Annotated in this window: 8 protein-coding genes and 9 pseudogenes; 9 read left to right on the forward strand and 8 right to left on the reverse strand. The window is 68.3% G+C overall.

Annotated features, from left to right (window positions below):
- The first annotated feature begins 285 nt into the window (after positions 1-285).
- Positions 286-1,641, forward strand: a complete 1,356-nt coding sequence (locus tag A6A29_RS46860; protein WP_073722639.1) for a hypothetical protein — start codon at positions 286-288, stop codon at positions 1,639-1,641.
- Positions 1,642-1,756: 115 nt separating this feature from the next.
- Here the strand turns inward: A6A29_RS46860 and A6A29_RS46865 are convergent.
- The 3 genes and pseudogenes from A6A29_RS46865 to A6A29_RS23780 all read right to left on the reverse strand — a co-directional run.
- Positions 1,757-1,951, reverse strand: a pseudogene (locus tag A6A29_RS46865) (hypothetical protein); the annotation flags it as partial.
- Between the two features lie 21 nt (positions 1,952-1,972).
- Positions 1,973-2,487: pseudogene (locus A6A29_RS47865) on the reverse strand (transposase); the annotation flags it as partial.
- 230 nt (positions 2,488-2,717) lie between these two features.
- Complete coding sequence (locus tag A6A29_RS23780) at positions 2,718-3,149, reverse strand: DUF3291 domain-containing protein (protein ID WP_073722641.1); 432 nt, start codon at positions 3,147-3,149, stop codon at positions 2,718-2,720.
- A 200-nt stretch (positions 3,150-3,349) separates the two neighbouring features.
- On the opposite strand from A6A29_RS23780, the gene A6A29_RS23785 reads away from it, so the two are divergent.
- The 4 genes and pseudogenes from A6A29_RS23785 to A6A29_RS23800 all read left to right on the forward strand — a co-directional run.
- A complete protein-coding gene (locus A6A29_RS23785) occupies positions 3,350-3,721 on the forward strand; it encodes a hypothetical protein (protein ID WP_206745372.1) in 372 nt (123 codons plus the stop codon).
- Between the two features lie 228 nt (positions 3,722-3,949).
- Positions 3,950-4,141 carry a hypothetical protein gene (locus A6A29_RS23790; protein WP_073722643.1) on the forward strand — a complete coding sequence of 64 codons (192 nt, stop codon included), beginning with the start codon at positions 3,950-3,952 and terminating at the stop codon, positions 4,139-4,141.
- A 634-nt stretch (positions 4,142-4,775) separates the two neighbouring features.
- Positions 4,776-4,939, forward strand: a pseudogene (locus tag A6A29_RS48170) (IS30 family transposase); the annotation flags it as partial.
- A 111-nt stretch (positions 4,940-5,050) separates the two neighbouring features.
- Positions 5,051-5,338: pseudogene (locus A6A29_RS23800) on the forward strand (transposase); the annotation flags it as partial.
- A 325-nt stretch (positions 5,339-5,663) separates the two neighbouring features.
- Here the strand turns inward: A6A29_RS23800 and A6A29_RS23805 are convergent.
- The 3 genes and pseudogenes from A6A29_RS23805 to A6A29_RS23815 all read right to left on the reverse strand — a co-directional run.
- Entirely contained in the window at positions 5,664-6,143 is a 480-nt protein-coding gene (locus A6A29_RS23805) for a MarR family winged helix-turn-helix transcriptional regulator (protein ID WP_073722645.1), read from the reverse strand.
- Between the two features lie 197 nt (positions 6,144-6,340).
- A complete protein-coding gene (locus A6A29_RS23810; protein ID WP_073722653.1) occupies positions 6,341-7,336 on the reverse strand; it encodes an ABC transporter permease in 996 nt (331 codons plus the stop codon).
- Positions 7,337-7,575: 239 nt separating this feature from the next.
- Positions 7,576-7,889 (reverse strand): annotated as a pseudogene (locus A6A29_RS23815) (arsenic resistance protein); the annotation flags it as partial.
- Between A6A29_RS23815 and A6A29_RS23820 the strand changes: the two are divergent.
- From A6A29_RS23820 to A6A29_RS48175, 4 genes and pseudogenes are all read left to right on the forward strand, one after another.
- Positions 7,883-8,104: pseudogene (locus A6A29_RS23820) on the forward strand (phosphotyrosine protein phosphatase); the annotation flags it as partial. The pseudogenes A6A29_RS23815 and A6A29_RS23820 sit on opposite strands and share 7 nt — an antisense overlap.
- Positions 8,101-8,298, forward strand: a pseudogene (locus A6A29_RS46875) (FAD-binding protein); the annotation flags it as partial. The pseudogenes A6A29_RS23820 and A6A29_RS46875, both read left to right, overlap by 4 nt.
- Positions 8,295-8,498, forward strand: a pseudogene (locus tag A6A29_RS46880) (helicase associated domain-containing protein); the annotation flags it as partial. The pseudogenes A6A29_RS46875 and A6A29_RS46880, both read left to right, overlap by 4 nt.
- 117 nt (positions 8,499-8,615) lie before the next feature.
- Complete coding sequence (locus tag A6A29_RS48175) at positions 8,616-9,422, forward strand: helix-turn-helix domain-containing protein (protein WP_385731456.1); 807 nt, start codon at positions 8,616-8,618, stop codon at positions 9,420-9,422.
- Here the strand turns inward: A6A29_RS48175 and A6A29_RS48180 are convergent.
- Positions 9,391-9,681, reverse strand: a pseudogene (locus tag A6A29_RS48180) (alpha/beta fold hydrolase); the annotation flags it as partial. The gene A6A29_RS48175 and the pseudogene A6A29_RS48180 sit on opposite strands and share 32 nt — an antisense overlap.
- Positions 9,682-10,398: 717 nt before the next feature.
- Positions 10,399-10,725, reverse strand: coding sequence for a helix-turn-helix domain-containing protein (locus A6A29_RS23845; RefSeq protein WP_073722646.1), 327 nt, complete (start codon positions 10,723-10,725; stop codon positions 10,399-10,401).
- Between the last annotated feature and the right edge of the window lie 76 nt (positions 10,726-10,801).

The raw sequence follows: 10,801 nt of genomic DNA on the forward strand, positions 1-10,801 counted from the left end.
ACCCGGTTCGGTGGCTTCATCGCCGGGGGTGGGGTCGCCCTGTCAGTAGATGACTGGTGGCCACCTGCGCGCAAGTAGTTCAGCGGGCGGAGACGTTGCAGACGTCGCACGCTTGTGAGCTTGTGAATCTATTGAGCGGATGCCGGATCCAAGCCGGGCAGACCGTCGCCGTTTCTCCCAACACCCCCTATGAGTATGGTGATTTCAGGGTGAATCACCTTGGAAATCTCACCTCGCCGCGCCATCGTCGGAGTTTCGAGGACCGCCGGTGAAGGAAGGAACGTCATGACCGCGCACACTCCCAACCCCCGTCTGCGGGCACTGCTTGACGAGGCTTCCTGGACGGGGCAGCGCCTGGCCGAGGCGGTCAACGCCGTAGGCCGGGAACGCGGCATGGCGCTGACGTACGGGCGGGCCACGGTGTCCCGCTGGCTGGCCGGCACCCGGCCGCCCCCACAGATCTCCACCCTGGCTGCCGAAGCCCTCGCCCGCCGGATCGGACGGCCCGTCACCACTGCGGAGACCGGCTTGATCGGCCTCACCTCCCCCGCGGAGATGGCTCTCGTCCGCGGTGACCGGCGCGGTGTGCTCGAGTTGACCGAACTGTGCTCCGCCGACACCGATCCCACCCGCTGGCCCACACTGCGTCACACCGTCTACCACGTGGCCCAGCTCTCCATGCCCGAATGGGGCAAGGAGACGCCGGTGATGCAGCCTGCACACGCGCCAAGACCTACCACCGGCCTCGGCCCGCCCCAGGCCGAGATGGTGGAGGCGATGACCACAGCTTTCTGCACGGCGGACATCGCCTTCGGTGGCGGGCACACCCGCACCGCCGTTGTTGCCTATCTTGCGGGCGACGTCACCCTTTGGTTGCGGACCCACCGTGCGGTGGTTCACGACCGGCTGCTGTCCGCCGTCGCGCTGCTGGTCTGCCTCGCCGGATCGATGTGTTCCGACGAGTATCTGCACGGGCTCGCTCAGCGATACCAGCTCGTCTCGCTGGGCCTGGCCCATGAGTGTGGGAACGGCGAGGTCGGCGCGATCGTCCTGTGCACCATGAGTGAGCATGCCTACGGTCTGGGCCACCTGCGAGAGGCCCATATGCTTGCCGAGCTGGCCGTCCGGGAGCAGGGCCGGGTCGCCCACATGACGGCCGCGTTTCTGCATGGCCAGCTCGCCGTCACCACGGCAGCGAGCGGAGACCGCAGAGGCGCACTGGCCCACCTGCGACAAGCCGAGCGCCACCTTGCGAGAACAGATACCTCCAGCTGCGGCCCCGGCACATACCATCCGGCCGAACTGGCCCGCCACCACGCCGAGGTCCTCACCGCGACCGGCGACCTCAACGGCGCGATCGAATCCCTCAAAGAGTCCGTTCTCCACTGCCCGCCGTCTGAGCGGCGCGCCCGCGCGCTCACCACGGCCCGACTGGCCGAACTCCAGATCCAGGTCGGACTGGTCGAGGCCGCGAGCTCCACCGCGCAGGGATTCTGCCGGGACTACCCGTATCTGCACTCCGCTCGCGTGACGGCCGCATTGGAACTGCTCCGCGCCCGCCTGGCTCCCTATCGCCGCACCGCCGGCGCCCGCGAGATGCTTGACCAGCTTGAGGTGCTGACCCGCCGAGGCGCCTCCTGACCTCACCGGGTTGAGCGATTGGAAGACCAGGACATCGCAGCGGTCGGGCGTGGGCGTACTCGTCTTCGTCCTTCCCTGTCCATATGCTCAGGTCGGGGTCGATGACGAGATCGACCGTCAGGTCGAAGGTGTCGAACCCGGCCTCGGTGCGGCGGGTGGGGTGCTCGAAGTTGACGTACCAGTTCCGCAGCCCGGCCGCGGTATAGAAGGCGTTGAGGCTGAACCACGCCGCCGCGCCGGCGGCGGCTTCCACCGCAGCAGCTCCGTCCCCTGCCACCCCCCGGGCGCAAGCTCCCTCCCCCGACGCCATCGCTGCTGGGGTGTGTGCAGTTCAAGCGCCGCGCCATGTTGGGGTGGATTCGGCGGCAAGTCTGCGGGTCATGAGGTTGATCATCGCGAGGTGGATCATGGCTTCGGACCGGTGTGGGTGGGCTTCGTAGTCGCGGGCCGGGCGCCGGTGGTTCATGAGCCATCCCAGGGTCCGCTCGACGGTCCAGCGGCGGGGCAAAACGGTAAATCCCCTGGTGGTGGGGTCACCGCGGACTATGTGCATGTCGATGCCGAGGGTGGCGGCGTGCTCGACGAGGTGCTGGCGGGTAGCCGCCGTCGACCCAGGTTTTGCGGATGGTGGGATGCTCGGCGGCGATCCGTTCGATGAGGGTTCGGCCAGCGGTCGAGTCCTGCACGCTGGCCGCGGTGACCAGCACGCCGAGGAGGAGTCCGACGGTGCCGATGACGATGCCCCGCTTGCGGCCGACGATCTCCTTGCCTGCGTCGATGCCTTGCCCGGGTGGCGGGGACGTTGGTGGAGGTTTTGATGCTCTGGGAGTCGATGACGCAGGCGGTGCGGGCGAGACCACGGCATCAACACCCCACCGGCACCAACAGAACCTCGAGAAGCACCCGCCGCATCAAAAAACCGAGTCACAAAGCACCTGAAACTTTGTCAATAGAGGGCGGGCAGCGCGGCGGCGCCGCTTACCCCGTTCCCGCAGGACAGACGCAGGCTCGCTCCGCCATTCGGGCGACCAGCCGGAGCCGCTGGCTGTTCTAGGTGTTACTGGCTTCATTCGCAGTCAGCTGTCTGCTGCGGTGACCGGCCCCTGAGAGGCGTCGGCGTCGGCCTGCTCGTCGAGACGTCGGCGGGCGTCGTCCCAGGTGAGCGGAAGGTCATCGGTGGAGACTTCCCAGAAGGTGAAGGTCGCCGTGCGCATGGTGGGCCGTACGGTCTCCATGATGCTCCGATGGGGTTCGGCCCCGGCGAAGACGTAGAGCGCGTCGCGGTTCTCCCACGCGGACAGGGTCAGGAAAACGCCGGACAGGGGCTGGGCGACGAGGGAGGCGCCGAACACTCCCGGGGCGGAGCGCACCTGCCGCCATGCCTGCATGGACTTCCAGAAGAACCTCGGCACGTCCCCCCGCGACCTGAGCGTGAAACGGGACGCCATGACGTACGCCCCGGTGTGCGGCGGAGCAGGGTTCGGCGTCGCCCAGAGAAGCGTCGGCATGCCGTCCCACCTCTTTGCCGGCACTGAGGCTCCGCAGTCGCTCCCCAGGTCCTATGACCGTGCGAAACACACGGAGCGCGGAACGATCCGGCTCACGCACTCATTCTCGGTGCCCCTGTGGGCACCGCAAGCGCAGTCCGAGGCCCGCAGCCGGGCGGGTTGCCGCCGACGGGGACTGCCTGCGGATGATGCGCCTGGCCATGAGTGTGATGGCGGCGCAGGTAATCAGCGGGGTCTGTGCGACCGGACCCGTCACCGCCGTCCGATGCGGTGAACCCTCCGACCCGGCCGACGCCGTCCTTGGCGACCGCTGCCCCGGCACGTCGCACCAGTCGCACCGGCCTCAACTCTGGGGTCCTCCGCCCGGCTTCGCCGTCTTCGGGTGCTGGGGCGGTGTACGGGAGTACCGCACCACTCCACCCACCGGGAGGACCCGCGTGATCGAGATCGTGTACGACGGCCAGGACCACCACGAGGACTGCATGTACCCGACCTTCAGCGACCCGGAGCCGTGCCTCTGCGAGGAACTCATCGCGGACGGGATATGGCCCCAGGAACCGGACGGAGCCTGACGGGCGCGCCCTGCGGCCGTCGCGGCGCCCCCGGGGCGGCACAGCGCCGACGGACCCGTGCGGGTGAACATCACGGGCCGTGCCTGAACGGGTGCCGCCTGCGGCGAGCTGCGCTGTTCTCGCACCATTGCCGGAACCAGCTGGAACGGAAGCCCACCGCACAAAGCGCCCCGTGCCTGGGCGGGCTGCAGAAGAAGACGGACGAATCCTCTTCAGCAAGGAGCACCCATGAGCGCGGTCGACGACTTCCTCGACATCCTCTCCGGCGCACAACTCGACTGGTTCAAGCGCCAGCCCAAGGTGAAGCAGGCCGCGATGGCCGCCTCCTGGATGGGCAGCGGCAAGACCCCGGGAGACATTGTCCAGGACAACGGAGGCCCCGCACCCCAGGGCGGCGCGGACACCATCCCGGCGGTCTGATACACCGCCCGGCTCCCCGTCCGGTCCGGGCGCCCGCGCGCCCGGCTCGCCGCACGGGGCGTGGGTGGAAATCCCCGGTGTCGCACGCGTCATGGGCGTGTGACACCCCGCGCAGGTGCGTGAAGCGCGACGGCTGTCCTCGGTCGAGCAGCGCCAGACACCCGGCTGCCGCCGCTGAGCGGACGGCACAGCGAGCGGAGGGCCCGGCCGCCCCGCACGCACGGTCGCCGCTCGCGTCCCGCCATCCCCAGGCGGACGAGGACACCTCTCCCCCGGTGGAGGGGGAGGTGTGGGCGCCATTCCGGCGGGAAGGGGTGCGGCGCTCGCGCGGTACCCCCAACGAGAAGGCGCCGGAACGGCCGGTCCCGAGGAAGCACGAAGAACTGGTCGAGGTCAACAGCCAGGAACACGTGGTGAAATTCGGTGTGTTCATCAGCAACACACCACAAGCCGACGCGACCGGCTCACCCCCGAGCAGCGTCAGGTCCTCGCCGAGCTCGGGGTGGGATGGCCGTAACACCGGCCGTGGCCGGTCGTTGAACCGGCCGGACACGTCACAGTGCAACCGCGAGACCCCGGGCGTAGCGCTTCAGTTCAAGAGGTCGTTGCGACACCCCGTCCGTAGGGAGTTGCAGTGGACTTCGAGATCCGGGAGGACCGGAGGCCGCAGGGGCCCAGGAAGCTGCTGAAGGAGCGTGAGCTCTACCTTTCCTTGTGGATCAGGGAATGGGGAACGCGCAGGCCTGCCGGATCGTGGGAGTGCACGAGCGGACCGGCAGGGATTGGCGTTACGGACGGCCGGAGGGCCGTGTGAAGGGGCCGCGACCGCGGGCGAAGGAAGCACCGATGACCAGTGAGAACGTGACCGAAGGCGAGGCCGCCGAGCCGGCTGATTGACGAGTTGACGAGCTGGTCTCCCGGGCTCAGGCCGAGGGTCTGCAGCTGACCGGCGAGGGTGGGCTGCTGCAGCAGCTGACGAAGCGACTGCTGGAGTCCGCCCTGGAGGGCGAGATCAGCGACCACCTCGGCTATGACAAGCACGACCCGGCCGGGAAGAACGGCGGCTACAGCCGCAACGGCACCCGGGCGAAGACCGTCCTGACGGACGTCGGTCCGGTGGAGATATCCGTGCCCCGCGACCGGGACGGATCTTTCGAGCCGAAGATCGCCAAGAAGCGGCAGAAACGTCTGACCGGCGATTTCTCACACGGTCACATCAACGACGTTGACAAGCACACGAAGCTCCTGGCGGCACGGGCGATCTTGGCCGATATCCCGTCTACCCGGAGCTTCGTTGTTCCGTGCAGCCAGCCAACCCGCGCCGCACACAAGCAGGTTGGAAAACGCTCACTCTCCACACCCAAGCCGTTGACCAGCACGGATGAAGAAGTCCGGGGAACACTAGAGGCAAATCAGAGTGCCTGTCAGAGCGCGTTCAGCCCTTCTGGAGCCACAGCTTGAAGCTGCTGCCGCTCCAGTGGCAGTCCCAGCTGTAGACGTTCGAGTAGTGGCGGGCGCCCGTTCATTCGGTGCTCCGGGGCATGGTCTTGGGCGCCTCGGCACCTACGATGGCGTCGGGGTTCAGCTCCTCGACCAGGCGGTACAGCACCTCGTGAAGGGCCTTCTTGTCGTCCGGTGAGAGCGGCGAGGTCGTCTTGGACTCGACCCGACGCAAGATCGACTCGGCTCGGGTTGCAGTGGCACGCCCCTCGTCGGTGACGTACAGACACATGCTGCGGCGGCTGGTCGGGTGCGGCTCACGCAGCAGCAGCCCCCGCTCGACGAGTTGGCTCACCGCAGCTCCCATCGACTGGGCCGTGATACCGGAGCGGCGCGCGATGTCCGCCGCGGAAACTCCCGGGGTACGGGCAGTCTGTGTCAGCGCGTTGTGCTGGGCGAGGGTGAGGTCCTCCGCGCGCAGCTCCCGCTCCAGCCGTCCGGCGATGATCTTCGAGAACTGCCAGGCGAGGTATCCGGTGGTGGGGAACGCTGCGTCGGTCACGGTCTCAGTTTAACGAGAACGCAACTTACTGTTTGCGGGCGTTGCGGCCCGGCCCACAAGGGAGTGGTCCCGGGCTTCACGCAGGCGTCGCCGTCCCCGCGTACGACGCCTCCACCGGTGCGGGTGTCCCATGCCGCACCGCGACCGGTGGATTCCGTGGCCTGCTCGTGGCCGAATCACGGCCGCGGACAGGCAAGTCAGCCGATGGCTCGGCGGCGTGGGACACGGGCATCGCGCCAGTAGAGCGTCGCGGCGGCGACCAGGGTCCAGGCCGTCAGGACGACGATGCCGATGGTCAGGCCGTCGTTGTTGAAGTGGGACATGCCCTGAAGGGCTCGTACGCCGACTCCCACCGGAAGGATTTCGGAAAGCGGCTGCAACCAGCCCGGCAGATAGGCGCTGGGCAGGGTGCCGCCGCTGGTGCTGTTGCCGAAGGTCAGCAGCACCACCGAGGCCAGCGACATCCCGGCCTTGCCGAACAGGCGCATGAACACCATGGTCGTACCGCCGACCGCTGCGGCCATCAGCGCGATGATCCCCGCGATGCCCAGGAAGGGGCCGGGCAGCGCGGCGAAGCCGAGGCTGCCGGCGATCAGCGCCACGATGATGCCGCCGAGGAAACTGAAAAAGGCCAGGCTGGCCATCCGCCACCGGTACTGCAGGCGGGGCGCCATCTGGTAGGTCATCATGCCGAACAGGAAGCCGGCCAGGACGACGCCGAAGCCGGCGTAGAACACCGACATGCTGCGTGTGTCACCGGCCGAGGCCGGGGCGACGTCGTGCTGGCTCAGATGACCGCCGCTCGCCTGAGCGACACCGGAGAACGCGCCCGTGACAGTGGACGTCACGGACGGACCGTTGGCGCCCGCGTACAGCAACTCGGCGGATTTCCCGGCGCCCACCACGTAGGCGGCGTAGACAGTCCGGTCCTGTACCGCGCGGCGCGCCGCATCCTCGTCGGCGTAGCCCTTCACCTCGAAACCACCGGGCAGCCCACGCTCCAGACCCTGGGTGACCTGCGCAAGCTGGGCGGTCGTGCCGACGACGGCGACCGGCAGGTCATGCGGCTTCGGCGCGTGGAATGCGGCCAGGAACACGCTGACGAAGATGGAGCCGATGGCCAGCACGATCGCGACCGGCAGTAGGACGCCCTTCACTCCGCCGGCCCCCTGCTGAGGGGGCGCGGCGTCCATCGTCGGTGGATGGTGCGCGTGACGTGATTCGAGGGTGGTGGAGGGTGCGGGCATTGCAGGGCGTCCTCGTTTTCTCGCTATAAGGTGCCTTCCAATTGTAGCTCAAACCATAAGGCACCTTATTGTCTGGACGCGGCGGTTCCGCCGTCGACCCGCACCACGGCCCCGGTCACGAACCGTGCATCGTCGCTGGCCCCAGCGACGTACTCCGTTTCGGCGACCCGCTTCAGGGGTGCGCGGTCCGCCAGGACGATCCAGGCGAGCGCGAACATGAGGGCGGGCCGAGGATCCGGTTGATGACCAGCGAGGAGACCATCAGCTTCCGGTCGCCCGTGACCGCGTCGAGCTTGTCGTAGCGGGCCTTCGCCAGCACCGGATACATCATGATCAGCAGGCCGACCGCGATGGGCAGGGAGATTCCGCCGACTTCCACCTTGACGAGCGCGTCGTTCAGGCCGGGGATCAGGCGGCCGAGCCCGACCATGGCCAGAAGGATCCAGACCGCGAGGAAGCGGTTCAGGGTGGAGAGCTTCGCGACGACCGAGGAGTCCTCGAATCCTCACCATCGACGCAGTCAAGGCCTCCGACATCTGCATCACCATGGGCTGCGGCGACACCGGCCCCCGACTTCCCCGGCAAGCACCACCTCGACTGGAAGCTCGAAGACCCGCAGGCCAGGGTGTCGAATCCGTCCGGCCGATCCTCGACGAGATCAAGACCCTCGTCGAGAACCTGATCAACGAGATCACCCCGGAGCCCGCCGCGTGAACGACATACGCGAGGTAATCATCATCGGCTCCGGCTCCGCCGGATACACCGCCGCCCTCTACACCGCCCGCGCCCAGCTGAGGCCCCTCTGTTCGGCAGCAGCACCCTTCGTCGGCGGCTCCCTCACCACCACCGAGGTCGAGTACCTCCCCGGCTTCCCCCAGGGAGTCGACGGCTCAGACCTCATGACCAACAAGCATGGGAGACGAAACTCGCAGCGCTCCGGTCCTTCCGCCGGGCCCATGGGCACCTCGCACCCCGGCAGGACGCCGTCCAGGGCGAAGCGGATGACGATCTGGTGGCGATCGGGCAGCTGATGGCGAACCTGCGGCGCAAGGACGGCCTGGGCAAGGACCCCGAACGCGCCGAGATACGCGCCGAGCAGTTGGCTAGTGCGTCGGCCACGAACGTTCGCCGGGTCGGGTGACACGCCGGTCGATGTTCGGGGTGCCAGGGTCTGTCGGCCTCACTCTCGATGACAATGTGATTGCTGCTGAGAGTGAGGCCATCGATGGCAGAGCCGGTCCGAGCACGGCGGTTGACTGATCAAGAGGGGCAAAGACTCCAGCAGATCGTCCGACGGGGCCGCCATGAGTCCGTGCGGGTTCGTCGTGCACTGATCATCATGGCGTCGGCGTCGGGCACCCCGGTAACGGCGATCGCCCGGTTGGTCGCCGCGCACGAGGACACCGTCCGGGACGTCATCCATGCGTTCAACGAGAAGGGCCTGGCCACGCTGGACCCTCAGTGGGCGGGAGGCCGTCCCCGCCTGATCGGCGATGACGAACGCGAGTTCATCATCGCGACGGCCAAGACCCGCCCAGTGACGCTGGGACGCCCGTTCACGCACTGGAGTCTTCGCAAGCTCAGCGACTACCTGACCCGCAACCGGATCCGGACGGTGAGGATCGGCCGGGAACGGCTCCGGCAGATCCTGCGCGAGCACGGGATCTCCTTCCAGCGAACCCGCACCTGGAAGGAGTCCAAAGATCCCGACAAGGAGGAGCGGGTCAGCACATCGGGGACGGTGTGGTCGAGCTTGCCGGACAGGAGGAGCAGCGGCCCCCGGGACTCGTTTCCGGTGTTGACCTTCGCCGCGGAGTTCGGCGTGAAGTTGCCGAGTGCCAGCTGGAACAGCGGGCGGGCGGGGCTGGGGATGGTCCACCGCTCGAACAGCTCGTTCGACTCTTCCTCGGGTACGGCGTTGGCGAAGGCGTACCGGAACTGTGCCTGGTTGAGGGAGACGGCGCGCTTGGTATTGCCGGGGTGGCGCAGGAATGCGAAGGTCGATTTCGCTGGGCCGGGCCGATGGCTTTGACGCCCTTGATCTGGCCGGGGGAGATCGCGACGGCTGCCGCGCCCAGGCCCTGGCCGAGCAGGTGCTGGGTGATGAAGCCGCCGACGGAGTGTCCGACGAGCACGGGCGGGGTGTCGAGGGTCCGGATGATCTGGGCGTGTGCCTCGGAGATCTCCGCGAGCCCGACGCCGGCCTGGTCCGCGGGGCGGCGTCGGGCCTCGGCGACGGTCGCCGGGCCACTCGGGCATGATCGGCTCGTACCCGGCGTCGCGGAACGCATCCGCCCACCCCTGCCAGCTCGTCGAGTGGAGCCACAAGCCGTGGATGAATACCACGGGAGTGCGCTGCGTGGTCATAGCGGTCTCCTCGTAGGCGGCAGTCTCCGGGCGACATGCCCCAGGGGCCACGAAACGCCAGGAGAATGGAGCGGGTGCCACTCCTACGGGGCAGAGTCGGTGCCCTCCCTGCTCTGTACGAACTATCCCATTCCATCGGATCTGGGTCGTGCTTGCACGTTCACAGGTCCACAACGGTGGCGGGGCAACAGCATGCGACCGCCCCCTGCACACCGGGCCCTCGTCGTGCCGGTGTATACCGTCATCCGCTCAGACGGCTTGGCCGAGGCAGCACCCACGGCCCTTCATCCGGAGCCCTTTCCGTCCTTCCGCGCGTCACTGCCCCGCCCCCGCGTCGGGGACCAGGCGGATGGGCGGGCCGCGTCCGGGTTCCAGTCCCTGTTTGGCGTCAGCCCCGGGGGCTCCCGGGACAACGCCCTCACACCGCCCGCCCTGGGAGCCCTGGCACCCGCACCCGTTCGTCGAAGAGGTCGCCCTGCGCAATGCGGCACGACGCGGTTCCCTGCCCGACGGGCGGTCCGCTGGGCGCGATTCGAAAATCTGCAGGCAGCCCCGCCGCGAGACCGCCTGAGCAGAAACGCCCGGAGTACACCCGGGTCTGCCGGTGGAGCCGGGGCCGCGGGTCGGGCCGCGGCCGACGGCTACGGCTTCGGCTTCGGTGTGCCGCGGTGGTGTTCGGCGTTGATGCGCTGGGCTTCCTCCAGCTGGTCTTCGAGGATGACGATGCGGCAGGCGGATTCGATGGCGGTGCCCTGGTCGACGAGTTCCCGGGCGCGGGCGGCGATGCGCAGCTGGTAGCGGGAGTAGCGGCGGTGGCCGCCTGCGGAGCGGAGTGGGGTGATGAGGCGGGCTTCGCCGATGGCGCGGAGGAAGCCCTGGGTGGTGCCGAGCATTTCGGCGGCCCGGCCCATGGTGTAGGCGGGGTAGTCGTCGTCGTCGAGACGGCCGAACGAGTCGTCTGCTGTCATGTCACCTCTCTGTGGAACACGCTGGAGGGGCCCGGGTGCCATGTGGCACCCGGGCCCCGAAGGAACTGCTACACCA

Source organism: Streptomyces sp. TSRI0281 (assembly GCF_001905125.1).
In the GTDB taxonomy this organism is placed as follows: domain Bacteria; phylum Actinomycetota; class Actinomycetes; order Streptomycetales; family Streptomycetaceae; genus Streptomyces.

What these genes read in the sequence shown, in the direction of transcription:
- A6A29_RS23785 (WP_206745372.1), top strand. Translation starts at nt 3,350, where the DNA reads ATGAGTGTGATGGCGGCGCAGGTAATCAGCGGGGTCTGTGCGACCGGA.
- A6A29_RS23810 (WP_073722653.1), bottom strand. Translation starts at nt 7,336, where the DNA reads ATGGACGCCGCGCCCCCTCAGCAGGGGGCCGGCGGAGTGAAGGGCGTC.
- A6A29_RS23790 (WP_073722643.1), top strand. Translation starts at nt 3,950, where the DNA reads ATGAGCGCGGTCGACGACTTCCTCGACATCCTCTCCGGCGCACAACTC.
- A6A29_RS48175 (WP_385731456.1), top strand. Translation starts at nt 8,616, where the DNA reads ATGGCAGAGCCGGTCCGAGCACGGCGGTTGACTGATCAAGAGGGGCAA.
- A6A29_RS46860 (WP_073722639.1), top strand. Translation starts at nt 286, where the DNA reads ATGACCGCGCACACTCCCAACCCCCGTCTGCGGGCACTGCTTGACGAG.
- A6A29_RS23780 (WP_073722641.1), bottom strand. Translation starts at nt 3,149, where the DNA reads ATGCCGACGCTTCTCTGGGCGACGCCGAACCCTGCTCCGCCGCACACC.
- A6A29_RS23845 (WP_073722646.1), bottom strand. Translation starts at nt 10,725, where the DNA reads ATGACAGCAGACGACTCGTTCGGCCGTCTCGACGACGACGACTACCCC.